At 60.6% G+C, this 19,733-nt stretch carries 17 protein-coding genes and 1 tRNA gene; 12 read left to right on the plus strand and 6 right to left on the minus strand.

Annotated elements, in window-relative coordinates:
• Positions 1-70 precede the first annotated feature (70 nt).
• The 3 genes from doeA to ACX3M4_RS03880 are packed head-to-tail and all read left to right on the plus strand — an operon-like array spanning position 71 to position 3,138.
• A complete protein-coding gene (gene doeA, locus ACX3M4_RS03870; RefSeq protein ID WP_459357282.1) occupies positions 71-1,255 on the plus strand; it encodes an ectoine hydrolase DoeA in 1,185 nt (394 codons plus the stop codon).
• Positions 1,256-1,261: 6 nt separating this feature from the next.
• Complete coding sequence (argE, locus tag ACX3M4_RS03875; RefSeq protein WP_459357283.1) at positions 1,262-2,440, plus strand: acetylornithine deacetylase; 1,179 nt, start codon at positions 1,262-1,264, stop codon at positions 2,438-2,440.
• Entirely contained in the window at positions 2,437-3,138 is a 702-nt protein-coding gene (locus ACX3M4_RS03880) for a GntR family transcriptional regulator (protein WP_459357284.1), read from the plus strand. Before argE ends, ACX3M4_RS03880 begins: the two co-directional genes overlap by 4 nt.
• Before the next feature lie 91 nt (positions 3,139-3,229).
• On the opposite strand, the gene ACX3M4_RS03885 is transcribed toward ACX3M4_RS03880, so the two are convergent.
• Positions 3,230-3,303: transfer RNA gene (locus ACX3M4_RS03885), tRNA-Gln, on the minus strand.
• 541 nt (positions 3,304-3,844) lie between these two features.
• Between ACX3M4_RS03885 and ACX3M4_RS03890 the strand changes: the two genes are divergently transcribed.
• From ACX3M4_RS03890 to ACX3M4_RS03905, 4 genes are all read left to right on the plus strand, one after another.
• Positions 3,845-5,314 carry a Ppx/GppA phosphatase family protein gene (locus ACX3M4_RS03890; protein ID WP_459357285.1) on the plus strand — a complete coding sequence of 490 codons (1,470 nt, stop codon included), beginning with the start codon at positions 3,845-3,847 and terminating at the stop codon, positions 5,312-5,314.
• Positions 5,311-6,021 (plus strand): RlmE family RNA methyltransferase, encoded by a 711-nt coding sequence (locus ACX3M4_RS03895; RefSeq protein WP_459357286.1) that lies wholly within the window; start codon positions 5,311-5,313, stop codon positions 6,019-6,021. Before ACX3M4_RS03890 ends, ACX3M4_RS03895 begins: the two co-directional genes overlap by 4 nt.
• 200 nt (positions 6,022-6,221) lie before the next feature.
• Complete coding sequence (guaB, locus tag ACX3M4_RS03900) at positions 6,222-7,724, plus strand: IMP dehydrogenase (RefSeq protein ID WP_459357287.1); 1,503 nt, start codon at positions 6,222-6,224, stop codon at positions 7,722-7,724.
• A 51-nt stretch (positions 7,725-7,775) separates the two neighbouring features.
• Positions 7,776-9,071 carry an RsmB/NOP family class I SAM-dependent RNA methyltransferase gene (locus ACX3M4_RS03905; RefSeq protein WP_459357288.1) on the plus strand — a complete coding sequence of 432 codons (1,296 nt, stop codon included), beginning with the start codon at positions 7,776-7,778 and terminating at the stop codon, positions 9,069-9,071.
• A 6-nt stretch (positions 9,072-9,077) separates the two neighbouring features.
• Here ACX3M4_RS03905 and ACX3M4_RS03910 read toward each other — a convergent pair whose 3' ends face one another.
• The gene (locus ACX3M4_RS03910) at positions 9,078-10,271 is read right to left on the minus strand and encodes a tetratricopeptide repeat protein (protein ID WP_459357289.1); all 1,194 of its coding nucleotides are present in this window, start codon (positions 10,269-10,271) and stop codon (positions 9,078-9,080) included.
• A gap of 267 nt (positions 10,272-10,538) precedes the next feature.
• On the opposite strand from ACX3M4_RS03910, the gene guaA reads away from it, so the two are divergent.
• Positions 10,539-12,110: a glutamine-hydrolyzing GMP synthase gene (gene guaA / locus ACX3M4_RS03915; protein ID WP_459357290.1), complete on the plus strand. Its 1,572-nt coding sequence runs from the start codon at positions 10,539-10,541 to the stop codon at positions 12,108-12,110.
• Between the two features lie 81 nt (positions 12,111-12,191).
• Complete coding sequence (locus ACX3M4_RS03920; protein ID WP_459357291.1) at positions 12,192-12,713, plus strand: hypothetical protein; 522 nt, start codon at positions 12,192-12,194, stop codon at positions 12,711-12,713.
• Between the two features lie 17 nt (positions 12,714-12,730).
• On the opposite strand, the gene ACX3M4_RS03925 is transcribed toward ACX3M4_RS03920, so the two are convergent.
• Together ACX3M4_RS03925 and ACX3M4_RS03930 are read right to left on the minus strand one after the other, a co-directional pair.
• Positions 12,731-13,066, minus strand: a complete 336-nt coding sequence (locus ACX3M4_RS03925; RefSeq protein WP_459357292.1) for a TraR/DksA family transcriptional regulator — start codon at positions 13,064-13,066, stop codon at positions 12,731-12,733.
• Between the two features lie 80 nt (positions 13,067-13,146).
• A complete protein-coding gene (locus tag ACX3M4_RS03930) occupies positions 13,147-14,160 on the minus strand; it encodes a zinc-binding alcohol dehydrogenase family protein (protein ID WP_459357293.1) in 1,014 nt (337 codons plus the stop codon).
• A gap of 121 nt (positions 14,161-14,281) precedes the next feature.
• Between ACX3M4_RS03930 and ACX3M4_RS03935 the strand changes: the two genes are divergently transcribed.
• Complete coding sequence (locus ACX3M4_RS03935) at positions 14,282-14,671, plus strand: winged helix-turn-helix transcriptional regulator (RefSeq protein ID WP_459357294.1); 390 nt, start codon at positions 14,282-14,284, stop codon at positions 14,669-14,671.
• Between the two features lie 372 nt (positions 14,672-15,043).
• Positions 15,044-15,421, plus strand: a complete 378-nt coding sequence (locus ACX3M4_RS03940; protein ID WP_459357295.1) for a hypothetical protein — start codon at positions 15,044-15,046, stop codon at positions 15,419-15,421.
• Positions 15,422-15,428: 7 nt separating this feature from the next.
• Here ACX3M4_RS03940 and ACX3M4_RS03945 read toward each other — a convergent pair whose 3' ends face one another.
• Positions 15,429-16,064 carry a MarC family protein gene (locus tag ACX3M4_RS03945; RefSeq protein ID WP_459357296.1) on the minus strand — a complete coding sequence of 212 codons (636 nt, stop codon included), beginning with the start codon at positions 16,062-16,064 and terminating at the stop codon, positions 15,429-15,431.
• Positions 16,065-16,290: 226 nt separating this feature from the next.
• On the opposite strand from ACX3M4_RS03945, the gene gyrA reads away from it, so the two are divergent.
• The gene (gene gyrA / locus ACX3M4_RS03950) at positions 16,291-19,089 is read left to right on the plus strand and encodes a DNA gyrase subunit A (RefSeq protein ID WP_459357297.1); all 2,799 of its coding nucleotides are present in this window, start codon (positions 16,291-16,293) and stop codon (positions 19,087-19,089) included.
• An 89-nt stretch (positions 19,090-19,178) separates the two neighbouring features.
• Here the strand turns inward: gyrA and ACX3M4_RS03955 are convergent, their stop codons facing one another.
• The gene (locus ACX3M4_RS03955; protein WP_459357298.1) at positions 19,179-19,595 is read right to left on the minus strand and encodes a phosphopantetheine adenylyltransferase; all 417 of its coding nucleotides are present in this window, start codon (positions 19,593-19,595) and stop codon (positions 19,179-19,181) included.
• Between the last annotated feature and the right edge of the window lie 138 nt (positions 19,596-19,733).

Consider the following 19,733-nt stretch of genomic DNA (forward strand, 5'->3'; position numbering starts at 1 on the left):
ATTTATTTTCTTGCGTTCTGACGTGCTTGCGTTCTTATTTGTGTACAAATGCCATTTGAGAGGACGCGCCATGCCCGGTCTCGATCTACCCTTCAGTGCCGCTGAATACAGCCGCCGTCTTGCCCTTGTCCGCACGGAAATGAATGCACGGGGCATTGACGTTCTTTTCCTTGAAGATCCTTCCAATATGGCATGGACGACCGGCTATGACGGCTGGTCCTTCTATGTGCATCAGGGTGTCGTCGTCTTTCAGGACGAAGACCCGATCTGGTGGGGACGCAATCAGGATGCCAATGGCGCGCGCCGGACCGTATGGATGGAGGATGACCGGGTCGCTGCCTATGCGGACAATTTCATCCAGTCGACGGAACGTCATCCGATGCAGGATCTGGCGCGCCTGCTTTCCTCAAAGGGTTATGCCGGCAAACGCATCGGCGTAGAGCTGGAAAACTATTATTTCTCCGCCAAGGCGTATTTGACTCTGCGCGAGGATTTGCCGAACGCCGACTTCGTCGACGCCACCAGCATGGTCAACTGGCTGCGCGGTGTGAAATCCAACGAAGAACTGGTCTTCATGCGCAAAGCCGCACGGATCTCCGAGAAGATCATGGACGGCGTCTTCGAGCGGGTTCGGCCCGGCATGCGGAAAGCGGACCTGGTTGCGGAAATCTATGCCGACGCCATCCGCGGCCTGGACGACGCCTGGGGCGATTATCCGGCGATTGTGCCGCTGCTTCCCAGTGGTGCCGATGCCTCCGCACCGCACCTGACCTGGGACGGGCGTTTCATGCAGGAGGGCGAGGCGACTTTCTTCGAACTTTCGGGCTGTTTCCGCCGCTACCATGCGCCGCTCTGCCGGACCGTCTTTCTCGGCAAGCCGCCGCAATATTTGCTCGACGCGGAAAAGGCGCTCGTTGAAGGCCTGGAGGCTGGTCTCGACACCGCACGTGCCGGCAACACCGCCGGAGATATTGCCCGCGCACTTGCGCGTCCGCTGGAAGCTGCCGGTATCGAGCGCGGCGCCAGAGCCGGCTATCCGATCGGCATTTCCTATCCGCCTGACTGGGGCGAGCGCACGATTTCCATCCGGCCCGAGGACCCAACCGTCCTGAAACCCGGCATGACCTTCCACTTCATGCCGGGCCTCTGGATGGACGGTTGGGGTCTGGAGATTACCGAGAGCATCCTTATCCGTGAGGATGGACCGGCCGAATGTCTGTGCAGCAGGCCGCGCGAACTGTTTGTAAAAGGCTGACGCGGAATGGGCCCTCTCCATCTCCTCGACAACACCCGGGATATCCTGGACCGGCTGATCGCCTTTCCGACCGTCTCGGCCGACAGCAATCTCGACCTGATCAACTACGCAGCCGGACTATTGGCAGATTGCGGCGCGCGGGTTCGCGTTTCCGAAGACAGGACCGGGCGGAAGGCCAACCTCTTCGCGACGCTTGGACCGGACATTTCCGGTGGCATCGTCCTGTCCGGGCATACGGACGTGGTGCCAGCGGATGCGGCCGAATGGACTGGTGACCCGTTCCGCATGCGGACAGAGGAGGGGCGGCTTCTCGGCCGCGGCACCTGCGACATGAAAGGGTTCATTGCAGCTGTCCTCGCAAAGGCTCCCGATTATGCCGCCCTCGATCTCAAGCGGCCGCTCCATGTGGCACTCACTTATGACGAGGAGGTCGGTTGCTTCGGTGCCCGTCACCTTGTCGAGGAATTGAGCGAGGGCGACATCCGGCCCTCCGTCGCCATCATCGGCGAACCGACGGAGATGCGCGTCATCGAAGGCCACAAGGGATGTTATGAATATACCACATCATTCCATGGCACCGACGGACACGGCTCGGAGCCAGACAAGGGCGTCAATGCAATTCATGTTGCAGCAGCCTTCATCTCCCGGATGATGGACCTTGCAGAGGACATGAAAAATAGGGCTGGACCTGACAGCGCCCGCTATTCGCCGCCCTGGACAACCCTGCAAACCGGCCAGATCGAAGGCGGTTCCGCGCGCAACGTCATCGCCCGTCACTGTGCCGTCGAGTGGGAAATGCGTCCTGTCCGCTCCGAGGATGCGCGTCACGTGAAGCAGGCGCTTGAAAGCTATTGCCGGGATGTGCTCCTGCCGCAGATGAGGACCGTCTATCCGCAAGCGGAGATCGTGACGGAGATCATTGGCGAAGTCGCAGGTCTCGCGGTCGTGCCGGACAACGAGGCGCGGGAAATCGCGACACGGCTGACCGGTGCCAACCTGAGCGATGTCGTCGCTTTCGGCACGGAAGCCGGACTGTTTCAGGCGCTTGGCATGTCGGTGGTCGTCTGCGGCCCCGGTTCGATTGCCCAGGCCCACCAGCCGGACGAATTCGTAACGCTGGATCAGCTCGACAAGTGCCTTACCATGCTGACCGGCCTGGAACGAACGCTGGCGCAATCGGCATGAGCGACCGGAACTTGCGCCAATATGACGATGTCGCTTCCTGTCTTGAGCAGGCGGGAAGCGCGCAGGAGCGCTTCCAGATCATGTATTCGGCCCTGCGGGAACGTATCTGCATGCTCGACTATCCGCCGGGCACGCAATTGAGCGAGGAAGCGCTGGCGGAGGAATTCGGCATCAGCCGCTCGCCGCTGCGCAAGGCCCTGCAGATCCTGGAAGCCGATGGCCTTTTGCTCTCGCAGCAGGGCGTCGGTACGCTGGTTACGGATGTCGATCTCGACGAACTTGCCCAGGTCTATGAATTGCGCCTTGAGCTGAACGAGCTGACCGGCAAGCTATCGCCGGCACCGGTTGATGCGACCTTGAAACAGAAATTTTCCGTCCTTCACCAACAGGCGAATATTCTGCGGCAAGCGCCAGGCCGGCAGGCCTTTGCCAGGCTCAACATCGACTTCTTTCACGCCTTCCAGGAGCTGTCGCAGAATCAGCCATTGAAGGATGTTTCCGAAAAGCTCTTCTATCAAACGGCCCGTATCTGGCTGACGCTGATCGGAGATGAGGATCTGGCGGAAGAAGTCGGCGTATTTTGTGACGAAGTTGTTGAAATTGCCCGGGCCGTGGACGTCGGCGATCCGCAAGCCGCCGCGTCGATCCGGCGGGCACATTTGTCCATGGGATTCAGCCGGCTGCGCGCGAGACGATAAGTTGCAGGTGGCAGACGGTTCAGCCGACCCAAAAGGGATGGCATGAGCAGCATCCGAGGCTGCGAGTATTTCCAGGTGATGGATAAAGAGTTGGCTGGGGAACCTGGATTCGAACCAGGACTAACGGAGTCAGAGTCCGTGGGTCTACCGTTAACCTATTCCCCAACACGGCTCGAAGGTCGAGCGGCCAAACGCGGCAGAGCAGGCGAACGAAGTGTTCGCTCTCGTTTGGTGTGCCGCATATACATCCATCGCAAAGTGGATTGCAAGTCCCGTATCTGACTTTTTTGTGAATGCGCAGGCCTGTGGAAAGTCTGAGTGGCGGGCGAGCGCGCAGGGCTCACGGAAAGCTTTTCCGAAGGCAGGCAACCTGTTACAGTTTTGTCAACGAAAGACACGATCCCGGGTCGCGCCCGATGAAAATCGCCGGCAGCGCGGGGATCTGAGAGGCAAAAACGTGACTCAGTCAGGTCAGGAACCGCCCGATAGCGGGCGACGACCCCCTGATGTGTCCGCAAGCAGCGGGGCTCCCAGAGAGCCCGGTGGCCCGAACAGGCGGCGGCGGAAACGCCGCTCCGGCAAGGGCCCGAAAGGTAATCTCGCGGTACAGGGGAAATCCGCCGCGATCGGATCGCCTTCAAGGAACGGGCAGGGCCCCGTTCCGGCTGCAAACGGACCCGTCGAAGCTGCACCCGCAGGCGAGCCTTTGGCTGGCCGCAACGGGGAAGGTGCATCCTCCAGCAACAAGCGGCGGAAGAAGCGCAAGCGCGGCCATCCAAGATTTGGCGGAGAACCGCAGACCACCGCAAATCGGCTTGAAAACAGCTACTTGGCGCAGCCGGCTCATCAACAGGGCGACGGCACCACGAGCCTGAAGGGCAAGAAGGCCGCCAACCGGCGCGGACGCAAACGCCGGCAGGCTGGCGGAACGGCAGTCAACGGACAGCCGGTCGCCAATGGAGTTTCGGTGCCGGCTGGACCGCAGCAGGCGACCAATCCTCATTCGGAGCATGACGGCCCCGATGTGCAGGAAAACCAGCAGATTGCGGATGCCGGCATTCGCGTTCCGAATGGTCGCGGTGGCAGCGGGCGCTCAGAGGCGGCACGGCACCCGCGGGCGGGAACGGGCGAACGCAATGCGGCGCCGCTCTATGCCGCGCTTGATCTTGGGACCAACAATTGCCGGTTGCTGATTGCCCGTCCAGAGGACCGGGGCTTCCGGGTCGTCGACGCCTATTCGCGAATCGTCCGGTTGGGCGAAGGGGTCGGATCCAACCGCCGCCTCAGCGAAGCGGCCATGGACCGCGCCATCGACGCGCTTGCCCAATGCCATCGCAAGCTGGCGGACAGGGGCGTTGCCCGTTCGCGCCTGATCGCGACAGAAGCTTGCCGCGCGGCTGAAAACGGCGACGCCTTCATCGAGCGCGTCAAATCCGAGACCGGCCTGGCCCTGGAAGTCGTCAACCGTGAAACGGAAGCCCGCCTGGCCGTTGCCGGTTGTGCTTCGCTGGTCGATCCGGATGCGGACGGGGTTATCCTGTTCGACATCGGCGGCGGTTCTTCGGAAATCGTCTGGCTGGATCTGCGCAACCGCTGCGGTGCGCGTGGATATGCGCTGACGCGGTTCATCCGCTCCTGGATTTCACTACCCGTCGGCGTGGTGAACCTTGCCGAACGCCATGGCGGCGTCCACGTCACCCCGGATATTTTCGAGGCCATGATCGAGGACGCGGCCGAACATCTTGCCGCCTTCAACCTTGCCAGCAACCTGACCGAGGCGATCGCCTCCGGCCGGGTGCATATGCTCGGCACCTCCGGTACTGTCACAACGCTTGCAGGTGTTCATCTGGGCCTCAGGCGCTATGACCGCCGACGCGTCGACGGCACCTGGCTGGAAGATGGTGATGTGTCGCGCATGATTGATCAGTTGCGTGACATGCCGTATGAGGCGCGCGTGGAAAATCCGTGCATTGGCGCGGATCGCGCGGATCTGGTACTGGCGGGCTGCGCCATCCTGGAGGCGATCCGCCGCCGCTGGAGCTGCTCGCGCCTGCGCGTTGCGGACAGGGGTCTGCGCGAAGGCATCCTTACCGAACTGATGGCCGCCGACGGCGTGTGGTCGCACAGAAGAAACGGCGCCCGGCATGACCGTGGCCGCCACAGGAACAGGTCATGAGCCAGGGAAAAAAGGGCACGGGAGACCGGGGTCTACACATCAAGGTCAAATCGGCGGCCGGCCGGCGCGAATCGTCCACGCGCTGGCTGCAGCGCCAGCTCAACGACCCGTATGTGCGCCGCGCCAAGATGGACGGCTACCGCTCGCGTGCCGCCTACAAGCTCATCGAGATCGACGACAAGCACAAGCTTCTTAAGCCCGGTTACCGGGTGGTGGACCTTGGCTGTGCGCCCGGAGGATGGTGCCAGGTTGCGGTCGAACGCGTGCAATCGAGCGTCGAAGCTCCGAAAGTGGTGGGTATCGATTATCTGGAGATGGACCACGTTCGCGGCACGACCTTCCTGCAGAAGGATTTTCTGGACGACGATGCTCCGGCGGCGCTGATGGCGGCTCTTGGCGGTCACAAACCGGATGTGGTGCTTTCCGATATGGCGGCGCCCACGACCGGCCACAAGCAGACCGACCACCTGCGCACCACTCATCTCTTCGAGATCGCCATCGACTTTGCCCGGCGCAATCTCGTGCCCGGCGGTTCATTTCTTGCCAAGGTTTTCCGCGGCGGGACGGAAAACGCCCTGCTGCATGACCTGAAGCGGGAATTCAAGACGGTTGCCCACCTGAAGCCGCCCGCAAGTCGCAAGGAAAGCCCGGAGCTCTACGTGATCGCCAAGGGTTTCCGCGGCAGCGACCTGGAGCCGGATGCCTGATCCGACAGGCCGTGCGGGACAGCGTTCATTGAAGGGACTGGGAAAGGCGAGGCGAATGAGCGCCTAAACCCCTTTTCATTCTGTCACCTGCATGTTATTGACCCGCGCCAACTTCTCCGGCACAGCCGAAGCGACTCGACAGATGCAGGCACGCTCCCAGAGCCTGCGTCTCAGCTATTCTTTTTAAAGGGGAATTGGCAATGGCATCCTTCTTTGTCCCGTCGACCGGGCAGCAAGCCCTGACCTTCGACGATGTTCTGCTCATTCCCGGACACTCGGAAGTCATGCCGGGCCAGGTGGACCTGCGCACCCGCGTGACACGAGAGCTTGAACTGAATATTCCGATCCTTTCCTCCGCAATGGACACCGTGACCGAAGGCCGGCTCGCGATTGCCATGGCACAGGCCGGTGGTATCGGCGTCATTCACCGCAACCTCTCCCTCGACCAGCAGGCCGAAGAGGTCCGCATGGTCAAGAAGTTCGAGTCCGGCATGGTCGTGAACCCGCTGGTGATCGGCCCGGATGCCACCCTTCAGGACGCTCTCGACCTGATGAAGCGCTTCGGCATTTCCGGCGTGCCGGTGGTCGAAAACGGCGGCAGCGGCGCGCAGGTCGCCGGCAAGCTTGTCGGCATCCTGACCAACCGCGACGTCCGCTTCGCCTCCAATCCGGACCAGAAGATCCATGAGCTGATGACCAAGGACGATCTCGTCACGGTCAGCGAGAATGTCAGCCAGGACGACGCCAAGCGGCTTCTGCACCAGAACCGCATCGAGAAGCTCTTGGTGGTCGACGAGAACCGCAACTGCATCGGCCTCATCACCGTCAAGGACATGGAAAAGGCGCAGCTGAACCCGAATGCCTCCAAGGATCCTCAGGGACGCCTGCGGGTTGCCGCGGCCACCAGCGTCGGCGAAGAAGGCTTTGCCCGTGCGGAACGGCTGATCGATGCCGGTGTCGACATGGTTGTTGTCGATACCGCGCATGGCCACTCGCAGAAGGTTCTCGACATGGTCAGCCGCGTGAAGAAGCTGTCCAATTCGGTCCAGGTTCTCGCCGGTAACGTTGCCACGTCCGAAGCCACAAAGGCACTTATCGATGCGGGCGCCGATGCGGTCAAGGTCGGCATCGGCCCGGGGTCCATCTGTACAACGCGTATCGTTGCCGGCGTCGGCGTGCCACAGCTCACCGCCATCATGGAATCGGTCAATGAGGCCGACAAGCACGGCGTGCCGGTTGTTGCCGACGGCGGCATCAAGTATTCCGGCGACCTTGCCAAGGCGATCGCTGCCGGAGCGGCCTCCGTCATGGTCGGGTCACTGCTTGCCGGGACGGAAGAAAGCCCGGGCGAAGTCTATCTGCACCAGGGCCGGTCCTATAAGTCCTATCGCGGCATGGGGTCCGTCGGCGCGATGGCGCGCGGTTCTGCTGACCGTTACTTCCAGGCCGAAGTTCGCGACAGCCTGAAACTGGTTCCGGAAGGCATCGAAGGCCAGGTTCCCTATAAAGGCGCGCTCTCCAGTGTGCTGCATCAGCTTGCCGGCGGCCTGCGCGCTGCCATGGGCTACGTGGGCGGCAGCACCATCCAGGACTTCCAGGAGAAGGCCCGGTTCGTTCAGATTTCCGGGGCTGGCCTGCGCGAAAGTCATGCGCATGACGTGACGATTACCCGGGAAAGCCCGAACTATCCTTCCAACGTTTAATCCAACCGGCAACGGGGCCGCTTCAAGAAGGTGGCCTCGCAAGGGAACAGCATGAAAGATGGTGGACGCCTCGCGGCGGCAATCGAAGTTTTGACCGAGGTGGAAACCCGTCACCGGCCCGTTCAGGTCGCGTTGAAGGAATGGGGCTCCGCGCACCGGTTTGCAGGATCCGGTGACCGCACAGTCATCGGCAACCTCGTCTTCGATGCTCTTCGCAACAAGGCGTTACTCGGCGGATTGATGGAAGACGGCTCTCCGCGCGCGCTTGTTTTCGCGACCTACTGCCTGACGTGGGAGAAGGGGCTCCAAGCGCTGCAAGAAGTCCTCGCACAGGATCAGCATGCCCCCGAACCGCTCACGGACCTTGAGACGACGCACCTGACATCCGGTGGCGAGGCACAGGACATACCCTTGTCTGCGCAGGCGGATGTGCCTGATTGGCTTTGGCCGCATTTTCAGGCGGTCTTCGGCGATGACGCGGTCGCTGAGGGCAGGGCGCTGGCACAAAGAGCTCCGGTCGACCTTCGCACCAACACGCTGAAATCTGACCGTGACAAGGTCCTCAAGCGCCTGGCTCATACCGGCGCCCGGGCCACGGACCGGTCACCGTTCGGCATCCGGATAGAGGCCAAGCCGGATCTTGGTCGTATGCCGCATATCCAGGCCGAGGAAGGTTACCGCAAGGGCTGGTTCGAGCTTCAGGATGAAGCCAGCCAGCTTGCTGCCCACATCGCCCAGGCAGGGCCAGGCCAGCAAGTGCTTGACTATTGCGCCGGCGGTGGCGGCAAGACACTCGCGCTTGCTGCTGCAATGCAGAACAAGGGCCAGCTCTACGCCTTCGACGCGGACCGGCTTCGGCTCGCTCCGATCCACGAGCGGCTTCAACGGGCAGGTGTCCGTAATATCCAGGTTCGCGACCCGGCCAGCACCAGCCTAGACGACCTTGTCGATCTGATGGATCTGGTTTTCATCGACGCTCCCTGCACTGGAACCGGTGTGTGGCGCCGCAGACCCGATTCCAAATGGCGCCTGTCGGAAAAAGCCCTAGAGGACCGTATTGCAGATCAGCGGCAAGTTCTCGAAAGGGCAAGCCGGTATGTGAAGCCGGGCGGGCGGCTGGCCTACGCGACCTGTTCGGTCCTCAATGCCGAGAACCAGGACCAGGCAGCCTGGTTCCTGGAGACCCATGGTGATTTCAAGTCTGTCCCGGCAATCAACGTCTGGACTGAGTCCCTTCCGGGCGCCAAAGCTCCGAAATACGTCTCCGCACGCGGCGATATCCTGCTGACGCCGGCCTCCACCGGCACTGACGGATTTTTCGTGGCTCTCTTTCAGCGCGACAAATAGGGCCGTTCAGGAGTGGTCCTGGCGGCGCAGGCCGAGCACATTCGGCAGTTGGTCGCCATCCGCGGACAGAAAATCATCTCTTCCGGACGGGACTGGTTCGGCTGTGTCCCGTTCACTTTCAGGCAGCGCGGTGTCATTGCTTTCCGGGCCTGCGGCCGGGTCGTCTGCAGGTGTTTCTTTCGCCTGCGCGGCAGGCACGTCCGTCTTTTTCGGTCGATTGACGCCGGAAAGCGAAGTGACCAAACCTTCGACAAGCTTGCGAACGGCGGGATCGATGCCCTGACCGGAGGTCATGCCGGTCAACACAGAGCGTGCCTGGCCGGAATATTTGAGCGCCGCAAGCGCGGCACCAAGAGCGTTTAGCGGCTCTTTGGCTTTCGGGTCCAGGTCATGGCCGGCGAGAGCGAACCGCAGGGCGGGGCCCTGATCGTCCAGTTTTCTCGACAGGACGCTCAGGCGGACGAGGGTCGAAACGGAGCGCGGACTGAGCTTCAAGGCTGCCTCGGCGGCTTCGCGCGCGTCTTCCAGATCACCTTTGCCAGCGAGCGCGTCGGAAAGGAGCTCCAAAGGCAGAGGATCGGCCGGAGCCCTCTCGCTTGCCCGGATACACATCTCGACCACTTCGTCGTAGCGCTTGCGCAGGAGCAGCGTTTGCGACAGACCGATCAAGGCGGGGCCAAAGTTCGGATCCGATTTCAGCGCTTTGCGATAGGCGGCGATCGCGGCAGCCTTCTGGTCGGTCTTTGCCTGGGTTTCGGCAAAGAGCGTCAGCACGGCAGCGGTGTCCGGCAATAGTTCGACCAACCGGCGTGCCGGTTCCGCGGCTTCGGCCGGCTTGTCTTCCTTCAGGAGCACGCTGGCAAGACCATAGAGGGCGTTGCGATTGTCTGGAGCCTGGGAAAGTACTTCGGAAAAATTCTGCCGCGCATTGGGAATATCGCCCAACAACAGCTGGCAGTTCCCAAGGCTTGCACGGGCGTTCAGGTGCTCGGGTTCGGCAAAGACAATCCGGCGAAGCTGGCTCTGGGCTTCTTCAAGGTATCCGGTCTGCAAGAGAGCCGAGGCGGTGCGATAGGCGATTTCGGTATCGTCCGGCGACAATTCCTGCGCCTTCAGATAGGAAACGAGCGCTCTGTCCAGATTGCCGGCGTTCTCCAATGCAACGGCTTCTTCGAACGCTTTACGGGCAGCTGCAGTCATCTGGATCGATTTTCCTAAAGGCACCGGCTTCTGGCTTCGTCACGGTGCAGGCGAAGCAGGCGGTCTTAAGGTTAGCCTAAGGAGCCGGGCCGCGCCGGTCAAAAGCGAATTTCGGCCGTACACAGCTTGTCCGCCGAAATGTTTGCCGGCCAAATTCATGCCATTTCACGGCCATGGTTCGGGCACCATCGGGAAAATCCTGTGCGGGAAAGGAATGGGCGTTAAAATCAGGTTCAAATTGCTGAAAAGACCGGTTAGAAGCTGGCCATGACCCAGCATCAACGTCTTCTCATCATCGACTTCGGCTCCCAGGTCACGCAGCTCATCGCGCGGCGCCTGCGCGAACTCAATGTCTATTGCGAAATCCACCCCTACCAGAACGTGACAGACGCCTTTCTGGCGGAGTTCGCGCCTCTGGCAGTAATCCTGTCCGGCGGTCCGGATTCCGTGACGCGCGAAGGTTCTCCGCGTCCGCCGGAAAGCATGTATGAGCTTGGCATTCCCATTCTGGGGATCTGCTACGGCCAGCAGGTGATGATGCAACAGCTCGGCGGCAAGGTCGAAGGCGGCAAGATCACTGGTGGTGGCGGTACTGCCGAGTTCGGACGGGCCTATGTAACCCCTGTCGAGGCGACGATCCCGATCCTGGACGGATGGTTCGCGGAAGGGCGCGAGCAGGTCTGGATGAGCCACGGCGATCATGTCAGCCGGCTAGCGCCCGGGTTCGAAGTGTTCGGCACTTCTCCGAACGCGCCCTATGCGATCACCGCCGACATGACCCGCAATTTTTTCGCCGTTCAGTTCCACCCGGAAGTGCATCACACGCCGAATGGCAAGAAGGTCTACGAGAATTTCGTCAAGCTGGCTGGTTTTACCGGCGACTGGACCATGGGCGCCTACAAGGACGACGCCATTGCGCGAATCCGCGAACAGGTGGGCGACAAGAAGGTCATCTGCGGCCTTTCCGGCGGCGTCGACAGTTCCGTTGCTGCAGTCCTGATCCACGAGGCGATCGGCGACCAGCTCACCTGTGTCTTCGTCGATCACGGTCTCCTGCGTCTCAACGAGGCGGAAGAAGTGGTGACCATGTTCCGGGACAATTACAATATCCCGTTGATCCACGCCGACGAATCCGAACTCTTCCTCGGCGAACTCGACGGCGTTTCCGATCCGGAAACGAAGCGCAAGATCATCGGCCGTCTTTTCATCGACGTGTTCCAGAAGCATGCGAACGAGATTGAAGGCGCCGAGTTCCTGGCGCAGGGCACGCTCTATCCGGACGTGATCGAGAGCGTCAGCTTCTCCGGAGGGCCGTCGGTCACCATCAAGTCGCACCACAATGTCGGCGGCCTGCCGGAAAAGATGGGCCTGAAGCTGGTCGAACCGTTGCGCGAACTCTTCAAGGACGAGGTGAGGGCGCTTGGCCGCGAGCTCGGCCTGCCGGACAGCTTCATCGGCCGCCACCCGTTCCCCGGTCCTGGTCTTGCCATCCGCTGCCCGGGTGAGATCACCCGCGAGAAGCTGGAAATCCTGCGCAAGGCGGATGCGGTCTATACCGACCAGATCCGCAAGCACGGCCTTTACGACGACATCTGGCAGGCATTTGTCGCCATCCTTCCGGTCCGCACCGTTGGCGTGATGGGCGACGGGCGCACCTACGATTATGCCTGCGCGCTGCGCGCCGTGAACTCCGTCGACGGCATGACCGCGGATTATTATCCCTTCAGCCACGAGTTTCTTGGCGAAACGGCAACGCGTATCATCAACGAGGTTCAGGGGATCAACCGGGTCACCTACGACATCACCTCGAAGCCTCCGGGTACGATCGAGTGGGAATGACGTGAATACGGCCGCAACAGTCCACGCTGTCTGTTGCGGCCTTTTCGTTTCTGACCCTCGTGCACAAACGGGACTGTTCGAATGGCAAGTTTGCCGGATCTGAAGCCGGATTGCTCTTCCTGCGCCGCTCTTTGCTGTGTGGTCTTTGCCTTCGACAAGTCCGAGTCCTTCGGGATCGACAAAGGCGCAGGGGAAGTCTGTCCGAACCTCGGCAATTCCGGAAAATGCAACATTTTCGGGAAACGGGAGGAACTCGGTTTCAGCGGATGCGTAGCTTATGACTGTTACGGAGCCGGGCAGCGCGTGACCAACCAGGTTTTCGCCGGACGGTCCTGGCGGGACGACCCGAAGCTCAAGACCCGTATGGGCGAAGCTCTATCCGTATTGCGCCAAGTCCATGAGCAACTTGTTCTGCTCGCTGCAGCGGAAAAGCTTTCGCTGGATGACTTCGAACGTCAAAAGCTCTCAAAGCTGCAAGCGGACTTGGCGCCGGTAACCGGCTGGAGCGAAGAAGGGTTGCAGGCGTTTCCGCTCACGCAAACGGTTCGCGACGTGTCCGCCTTCCTCACCAGCCTGCGCCGGCATGTCGGTGGCAAGCGCTGATTTCTGCCGCCGTACCGCTATCGGGCACACCTGATGCAGAAGGCTGCTGCCGGATCGACTTCCAGCCGTTTCCCGGCAATTTCCTCGCCGCACTCAACGCAATAGCCGTAGTCGCCGCTGTCCAGGCGGGAGAGGGCTGCCTCTATCCTCTGGATCGAGGCGCGGCGCTGCCGTTCAGAGGCCTGCGCCATGGCCTGGCCCTGAAGGGCGTCCATCCGCGACAGTCGGCCGACCGATTGCTGGTCAAGTTCCACGGTTGCCCGCGCTTCCCCGGACATTTCGCTCAAGGTTTCCAGCTCCGACTTGAGAGCCAGAAGCTTTTTGCGAATGTCTTTCGATTTCCCGTCGCGCATCGCCATCCTCCGATATGAAGGATGACGGTGCGGGCAGGGCAGAGCAAGTCTCTTCAGGAAATGCGTTTCCTGCGATACCTTCAGAACCCTGCGAGAACAATCTTGCCGATGGTTTTGTTGCTCTCGATCTTCTCATGCGCCAGACGCAGATTGGCGGCATTGATCGGCTCGATCACTTCGGACAGCGTTGTCTTGATCTTTCCGGCGTCCACGAGATCGGCGACTTCCGTAAGAAGCCGCCGTTGCTCCTCGATGTCCGGTGTCTGGTACATCGACCGGGTGAACATCATTTCCCAATGGATGGAGACCGCCTTGAGTTTGAAGGGCGCGATGCTGACATTGTCCGGATCATCGATCAGCAGGAACCGACCCTGCGGCGCGATCAGAGTGGCGATATCATCAAGGTGCTGGTCGGTATGCGTGGTAGAGAAGACGTAACCGGGTGCTTCAAGGCCAAGAGTTTCGAGCTGGGCTGCCATGGGCCTGGAATGATCGAGCACATGATGCGCGCCGAGTTCCTTCACCCAGGCCTGACTTTCCGGCCGGGACGCAGTGGCAATCACAGTCATGTCCGTGAGCTGGCGGGCAAGCTGGACAGCGATCGAGCCGACGCCCCCCGAACCGCCGATGATCAGCAGTGTCTTTGCGCCTGAAGGCACCGGTTCCCTGACCTTCAGCCTGTCGAACAAGGCTTCGTAAGCCGTGATCGCGGTGAGGGGCAACGCGGCAGCTTCGGTAAAGCTCAAGCTCTTCGGCTTTCGCCCGACGATACGCTCATCGACGAGGTGAAATTCGGCATTCGTGCCCGACCGTGTGATGTCACCGGCGTAATAGACTTCGTCGCCAACGGCATAGCCGGTCACATCCGGCCCGACTTCCGCGACCACACCGGCGGCATCGTATCCGAGAACAACGGGAGCGCCATTTTGCGCTGGACGGGACTGCCGGACCTTGGTGTCGACCGGGTTGACGGCAACGGCCTTGACCTCGACCAGAATGTCACGGCCTGTCGGAATGGGGCGGGGCAGATCAATGTCGGCGAGGGAATTGGCGTCGCTGATCGGACGCGGTTCGTAATAACCAATGGTACGCATGTGTAAGTCTCCTGAATTGCGTACCGCTCAAATTGAGCATAAAATCGAATTACGCAAGAATGCACTTTTCAGACACTTACACACAAAAATGAGCCATAGGCACAAAATGGATACCAAAGAAATGACATCAACAAAGCAAGTGAAAGACACCTATGGCTGCCATCCGGGCTGCGCCGTGGAAGCCGCTCTGAGCCTTATTGACGGCAAGTGGAAAGGCGTCATCCTCTTTTTGCTGATGGAAAACGACGTCATGCGCTTCAATGAGTTCCAGAAAGCCTTGCCGGATATCACACAGCGTATCCTGACGGCTCAGCTGCGCAGCCTGGAAACCGACGGTCTGATCGAACGCACCGTCTTTGCTGTCGTTCCGCCCAAGGTCGAGTATCGCCTGACCGAGCTCGGGGCTTCGCTGGAACCCGTGGTGAAGGCCCTTGCCAGATGGGGCAACGACAACAAGACCTTGTGGCCGAAAGGTTTCAAGCGGGACAGTCACCTGCAACAGGCAGGCTGAAGGCGCAAACTTATTCTTCGGGCACACCTGAAACCGCTCTTTCTTCGGCCAGAATCTGCTCATGGTGTTCCATGGCCCGAACTCACATGAACAGACGGGTCATCGCGAGCATTTGCATCTTGATGGTAGGTTTCAGGGAACAGATTGTCTTTTCCACCCGTCCCAGCGGTCCCAGCGGTCCCCTGTGCAGGGTACGGATTTCATGAAGGTTCTTGATTGCAGGCGTCGCTGCGAAGATGGGTCTGATCTTGGAGATCACCTCAGGCGAAGCTCCTTTGCCGACAGCCGGTCCCTATGACGCATTCGTGAGTTTGATCAACCCGGATGACTTGCAACGATGGTTCCGTTGAAAATGAAACGGGACAGGATTTGATGAAACCCGGTTGGAACCTCTTAGGGACACTTCTTGTTGCGCTGGCAGCACTTCAAACACTGCCGGCCGCAGCGAACGAGGTGGAAATCGTCGAGGCGACCGCGGTGCAGTCCGGCGACAGCTGGACCTTCTCCGTTACCCTTCGGCACGATGACACCGGTTGGGATCATTACGCTGATCTCTGGCAGGTTTATTCGCCGGACGGGAAGCTTCTGGGTGAACGGGTACTCTTGCATCCGCACGAAAACGAACAGCCTTTCACCCGGTCCCTATCAGGTGTTGCCATTCCGGCGGATGTGAAAGACGTCATCATCCGGGCCCGCGACACCGTTCATGGCGTCTCTCCACAGGAGTACAGGCTCACTTTGGAGCGCTGAGGCCGCCTCAGGTGCGGATGAAGGCGAGGACCCCGTCGGCGACGAACTGGACGGAGAGGGCGGCAAGCAGCACGCCGAGCAGGCGTGTGATGACGAGCTGGGCGGTGTCGCCGAGCAGACGTTCGATCTTGTCTGCGACAAGGAAAGCCCCCATGCAGCTGAGCAAAATGACCGCGATGACGCCGCCAAGGCTCGCATAGGCGAGGGTATCCGGTGCCTGGCTCGAGAGCAGCACGATTGCAGAGATTGCGGCCGGGCCGGAAATCAGCGGGATCGCCAGCGGAAAGATAGCCAGTTCGTTGATCGTGCCGTGATGGGCTTCGGACTCCATAGCCTTTTCGGCAGTCTCCGTCTTGCGCGCCTGGCGTTTGCCGAAAATCATTTCGATGGCGATCATGAAGAGGAGTATTCCGCCTGCGACCCGGAAGGCGGTGACGGAGATGCCGAGAACGTTCAGCACGGTCTGTCCAGAAGCATAGAATACCAGTAGGATCGCCGCCGCCGTGACCGTCGCGCGGATGGCCACCTTGCGCCTGTCCTGCTTGCTCATTCCGGCCGTGATCGCCAGGAACATTGGCGCCAGGCCGACCGGATCGATGGTAACGAAAAGCGTCGCAAAGGCGTTGATGATGTAGTCGAGCATGGCGATTCCCGGGGCGGTTTTTCAGGCGCTTTGAGGGCCTTACTATAGGCCTTTGGCAGGGGCGGCGAGGACTTGTCGTAAAATCATTTTTCACCCCTGTGCATACTTCTTGTAGCGCATTGATTTTAAACACTTATTACTTAGGCGGAAAAGCGCCCTGAATTTGGACCGGCGCGTTGAATCGGCTATAAAAGACGCAGCAATAACAATGAAATGAGTGTCTTCCTTGGCTGACCAGGACAACAGCACGCCTTCGGATGGTCTCCCGTCCGACATCAAACCGGTCTCCATCGTCGATGAAATGAAGCGCAGCTATCTCGATTACGCCATGAGCGTGATCGTTTCGCGTGCGCTTCCCGACGTTAGAGACGGCCTGAAGCCGGTGCATCGGCGCATTCTCTATTCGATGCACGAGAACGGCTATGAGTGGAACAAGCCCTACCGCAAGTCCGCCCGCGTGGTCGGCGACGTCATGGGTAAATACCACCCGCACGGCGACAGCGCGATCTACGACGCACTCGTGCGTATGGCGCAGAACTTTTCGCTGCGCCTGCCACTGATCGACGGCCAGGGCAATTTCGGTTCAGTCGATGGCGACCCGGCGGCGGCCATGCGCTATACGGAATGCCGTCTGCAGAAAGTCGCGCACAAGCTGCTCGACGACATCGACAAGGAAACGGTCGACTTTCAGGAGAACTATGACAACTCCGAAAGCGAACCTGTCGTTCTGCCTGCCAAATTCCCGAACCTTCTGGTCAACGGGGCAGGCGGCATCGCCGTCGGCATGGCCACCAACATTCCGCCGCATAACCTGGGTGAAGTCATCGACGCCGCGATTGCCATCATGGAAAATCCGGCGATGTCGCTCGAAGAGCTGATGCAGATCGTGCCGGGGCCGGACTTCCCGACCGGCGGGATGATCCTCGGCCGTTCCGGTATCCGCAATGCTTTTGAATCCGGCCGCGGCTCCATCGTCATGCGGGCGAAAGTTGACGTGGAAGAGGTTCGCAAGGACCGTACCGCACTGATCGTTTCGGAGATCCCGTATCAGGTCAACAAGTCGACCATGATCGAAAAGATCGCCGAGTTGGTGCGGGACAAGCGCATCGAGGGCATCTCCGACATCCGCGACGAAAGCGACCGCTCGGGCATGCGCGTTGTGATCGAACTGAAGCGCGATGCGGTTCCGGACGTGATCCTGAACCAGCTCTACCGGTTCAGCCAGTTGCAGACCTCCTTCGGCGCCAACATCGTTGCGCTGAATGGCGGCAAGCCGGAGCAGATGAACCTCTCCGACATGCTGCGCGCCTTTGTCTCCTTCCGCGAGGAAGTGATCCAGCGTCGCACGCGCTTCCTGTTGAAGAAGGCCCGTGACCGTGCCCATATTTTGGTGGGCCTCGGCATCGCGGTTGCCAATATCGACGAAGTCATCAAGCTGATCCGCAGCGCACCGGACCCGGCGACCGCCCGCGCTCAATTGATGGAACGCAACTGGCCGGCACAGGACGTCGAGGCACTCATCCGCCTGATCGACGATCCGCGCCACACGGTCCAGGAAGACGGCACCTACAAGCTGTCGGAAGAACAGGCTCGCGCCATTCTGGATCTGCGTCTGCAGCGCCTGACGGCCATGGGCCGGGACGAAATCGAGGACGAACTCAACAAGATCGGCGCCGAGATTTCCGATTACCTGGACATTCTGCGATCGCGCGCCCGCATCCAGGAAATCGTCCGTGACGAGATGCTGGAGATCAAGGAAGAATTCGCGACACCGCGCCGGACCGAGATCATCGAAGGCGGACCGGATTTCGACGAAGAAGACCTGATCCAGCGCGAAGATATGGTCGTGACCGTGTCCCATGGCGGCTATATCAAGCGTGTGCCACTGGCGACCTACCGCGCACAGCGGCGCGGCGGCAAGGGCCGTTCCGGCATGGCGACGAAGGAGGAGGATTTCGTCACCCGCCTCTTCGTGGCCAATACCCACACGCCGGTACTTTTCTTCTCCTCGCGCGGCATCTGCTACAAGATGAAAGTTTGGCGTCTTCCGCTCGGCGGACCGACTTCGCGCGGCAAGGCGCTGGTCAACATGCTGCCGCTTGAGCAGGGAGAGCAGATCACCTCCATCCTGCCGTTGCCGGAAAACGAGGAGACCTGGGGCGATCTCGACGTGATGTTCGCAACCGTTCGCGGCACCATCCGGCGCAACAAGCTGTCCGATTTCGTCAACATCAATCGCAATGGCAAGATCGCCATGAAGCTGGAAGACGGCGACGGCATTGTCAGCGTCGATACCTGCTCCGAACATGACGACGTGATGCTGACGACCAATTTCGGCCAGTGCATCCGCTTCCCGGTCACCGATGTCCGCGTCTTCGCGGGCCGGAATTCGGTCGGGGTGCGCGGCATTCGTCTGGCAGACGATGATCGGGTGATCTCCATGCAGATCCTCCACCATATCGACGTCAGTGCAGAGGAACGGGCCGCCTATCTGAAGCTTTCACGTGCCATGCGCGGTGAAGCGGACGAAAACGGCAACGGTGCGGATGAGGAAGGCGTCGTCGCCGGCGACCTGCCTCAGGAACGCTACGCCCAGATGAGCGCTGCAGAGCAGATCATCCTGACCATCTCGGAGAACGGCTACGGCAAGCGGACATCCTCGTTCGAATACCGTGTCACCGGCCGCGGCGGCAAGGGTATCACGGCCATGGCGGTCAACAACCGCAACGGGGGACTGATCGCGTCCTTCCCTGTCGAGGACAGCCACCAGATCATGCTGGTGACCGACGGCGGCCAGCTGATCCGCTGCCCGGTGGATGGCATCCGCATCGCCGGCCGCGCGACCCAGGGTGTCATCGTCTTCAAGACGGCGTCCGATGAAAAGGTCGTCGCCGTGGAGGGCATCTCCGAGGTCGACGAGGACGAAGATCTCAGCGAGATCGAAGGCGTCGAAGCTGCTGAAGACGGTGCCGCCGGAGAGGGGGAGGCACCTTCGGAAGGCGGAGAAGAAACACCCGAAGCGTAAATCCGCGCTACCCGGATCTGAAAACGACAACAGCGGCCAGGGGGAAACCTGAGCCGCTGTTTGCCGTTATACAAGTGGTGTGGCGATGTTTAGTTCGCCGGGTACCGTGCCAGAATGGTCTCGTTGACGGTCGGGGTCGCTTTTTCGACTGTAACGAAGGAGACCTTGCGCACCTTGCTCGCGCCGGTCAGGGCAGCTGCGCAGTCTTCGCTCCATGCGCCCCAGGCCTGGGATTTGCAAGTTTCGCTCGCCGGGATCTGTGCAGTTCGGTCTGTCTTTGTCGTGGCCAGGCCCTGGGTCGCCAGGTTGGTCAGGTCGTCTGCCTGCGAGGCGTTGCTCGGGTGCATCGACATCACTCCGGCGGCGATCATGGTCAGCAAGGCCAGAACGAAAATTGCAGCCATTTTCAGATGAACGGCCGGATCGGCAGCGTTCGCCTTGATGGCAAAGGTTTGTGCCGCCCGCGGGGTCGTGGTCGGCTCGATAGATATTGTATTGCTCCTCATTTCCCTGGCTCCTGCTCACGCCAATTGATTTCGATGGAGCCACCTTGGACGACGCTGGGGAAGAGAGATGTGACGACCGTCACACATTGTCAGTTACTGGCAAATGAACGGATGTATTTGCGTTTTGCTTGTGAGGCT

The organism is Roseibium sp. M-1 (assembly GCF_054515675.1).

Excerpts from the sequence above, each read along its gene's own strand:
- ACX3M4_RS03940 (WP_459357295.1), top strand. The coding sequence starts at position 15,044 with ATGAAACCCGGTTGGAACCTCTTAGGGACACTTCTTGTTGCGCTGGCA.
- ACX3M4_RS03905 (WP_459357288.1), top strand. The coding sequence starts at position 7,776 with ATGAAAGATGGTGGACGCCTCGCGGCGGCAATCGAAGTTTTGACCGAG.
- argE (WP_459357283.1), top strand. The coding sequence starts at position 1,262 with ATGGGCCCTCTCCATCTCCTCGACAACACCCGGGATATCCTGGACCGG.
- guaA (WP_459357290.1), top strand. The coding sequence starts at position 10,539 with ATGACCCAGCATCAACGTCTTCTCATCATCGACTTCGGCTCCCAGGTC.
- doeA (WP_459357282.1), top strand. The coding sequence starts at position 71 with ATGCCCGGTCTCGATCTACCCTTCAGTGCCGCTGAATACAGCCGCCGT.
- guaB (WP_459357287.1), top strand. The coding sequence starts at position 6,222 with ATGGCATCCTTCTTTGTCCCGTCGACCGGGCAGCAAGCCCTGACCTTC.
- ACX3M4_RS03880 (WP_459357284.1), top strand. The coding sequence starts at position 2,437 with ATGAGCGACCGGAACTTGCGCCAATATGACGATGTCGCTTCCTGTCTT.
- ACX3M4_RS03930 (WP_459357293.1), bottom strand. The coding sequence starts at position 14,160 with ATGCGTACCATTGGTTATTACGAACCGCGTCCGATCAGCGACGCCAAT.
- ACX3M4_RS03925 (WP_459357292.1), bottom strand. The coding sequence starts at position 13,066 with ATGCGCGACGGGAAATCGAAAGACATTCGCAAAAAGCTTCTGGCTCTC.
- ACX3M4_RS03910 (WP_459357289.1), bottom strand. The coding sequence starts at position 10,271 with ATGACTGCAGCTGCCCGTAAAGCGTTCGAAGAAGCCGTTGCATTGGAG.
- ACX3M4_RS03955 (WP_459357298.1), bottom strand. The coding sequence starts at position 19,595 with ATGAGGAGCAATACAATATCTATCGAGCCGACCACGACCCCGCGGGCG.
- ACX3M4_RS03945 (WP_459357296.1), bottom strand. The coding sequence starts at position 16,064 with ATGCTCGACTACATCATCAACGCCTTTGCGACGCTTTTCGTTACCATC.
- ACX3M4_RS03935 (WP_459357294.1), top strand. The coding sequence starts at position 14,282 with ATGACATCAACAAAGCAAGTGAAAGACACCTATGGCTGCCATCCGGGC.
- ACX3M4_RS03920 (WP_459357291.1), top strand. The coding sequence starts at position 12,192 with ATGGCAAGTTTGCCGGATCTGAAGCCGGATTGCTCTTCCTGCGCCGCT.
- ACX3M4_RS03895 (WP_459357286.1), top strand. The coding sequence starts at position 5,311 with ATGAGCCAGGGAAAAAAGGGCACGGGAGACCGGGGTCTACACATCAAG.